The organism is Salipiger sp. D13, assembly GCF_003703915.1.
Classification (GTDB): domain Bacteria; phylum Pseudomonadota; class Alphaproteobacteria; order Rhodobacterales; family Rhodobacteraceae; genus Salipiger; species Salipiger profundus.
In genome coordinates, this window is record NZ_ML112621.1 from 1 (window position 1) to 977 (window position 977).

At 60.3% G+C, this 977-nt stretch carries 3 protein-coding genes; all 3 read left to right on the forward strand.

Annotated elements, in window-relative coordinates:
• Positions 1-185: 185 nt before the first annotated feature.
• The coding region (locus tag D6860_RS17885; RefSeq protein ID WP_164845654.1) for a helix-turn-helix domain-containing protein at positions 186-303 on the forward strand (118 nt) is incomplete at its 3' end.
• A gap of 134 nt (positions 304-437) precedes the next feature.
• Positions 438-701: a DNA -binding domain-containing protein gene (locus tag D6860_RS17890; RefSeq protein ID WP_128549306.1), complete on the forward strand. Its 264-nt coding sequence runs from the start codon at positions 438-440 to the stop codon at positions 699-701.
• Positions 702-807: 106 nt separating this feature from the next.
• The coding region (locus tag D6860_RS26065; RefSeq protein WP_371683202.1) for a transcriptional regulator domain-containing protein at positions 808-977 on the forward strand (170 nt) is incomplete at its 3' end.

The window sequence follows — 977 nt, forward strand, 5'->3', positions numbered from 1 at the left end:
AGGCCCCGGCCGACAGGCCGGGGCCCGCCCGCCAAACCGGGCAACCGAATCAGTTTTCCCGTTCGGCGGTCCTAAGACGAAAACGCCATATAAACGCAGAAGAAATCCGGTATAGATTCTTCTAAGAGCGACTATAATAGTCGTAGTTCTGGCGTGCGCGCCGGGCCGGATGGGAGGTGATCTGCATGATCACCGCCCGACAATCGCGGGCCGCGCGTGCGCTTCTTGGCTGGACACAGGAGCAGCTTGCGGATGAGGCCCGGGTATCTTTGACCGCGCTCAAGCGCCTCGAATCCGAAAGCGNTCAGGCGAAGGCCGTCCCGAAGGGCTGAGTTTTGCGGCACGTCTCCCCGAAGAGGGACGCCCGCCGTCGCCATGCTCACAAGAAAATCGAACAACCGTGCTAAACATGCTGGCAAACCGCAGTGGGGTTGCGCGTGAGAAGAGGCGAATTGCAGGATGTACCGCCGAAGGGGGCCGTGGTGACGGATTATGACCGTCGTCACATGACGCAATATATGCGTTTGCTCGATGCTGCAGGCGAGGGCGCGAGCTGGCAGGAGGCGGCGCGGATCATCCTGGGCCTTGATACGCAGAAAGAGCCTGAGCGGGCGCGCCTGGTCCACGATACCCATCTTGAACGCGCTCGCTGGCTGAGTTCTGTGGGGTATCGGCAATTGGCGGCGGGGCATACCAACTGAGAAGGTGATGCGTCCCGCGCATCACCTGATGCCTTGCGCCGGACTTCCCAAGTGATTGATCTCTCGGAATCCTTTCCTGAGATCAACCCAAGGGAGAGGCGATGCCATGCAACCCGACCGCTCGAATTGGCGTGACCAGTCGGCCTATGACTATCTCGATGATCTGGCCGCGCCGGAACTCGGCTGGGAATGTCTGCGCCGTAATCCCGAATATCAACATGACTATGCAGAGCTTGCAGGGGGACCACCTGAGAGGGCTGACCTGAGGGATCAGGT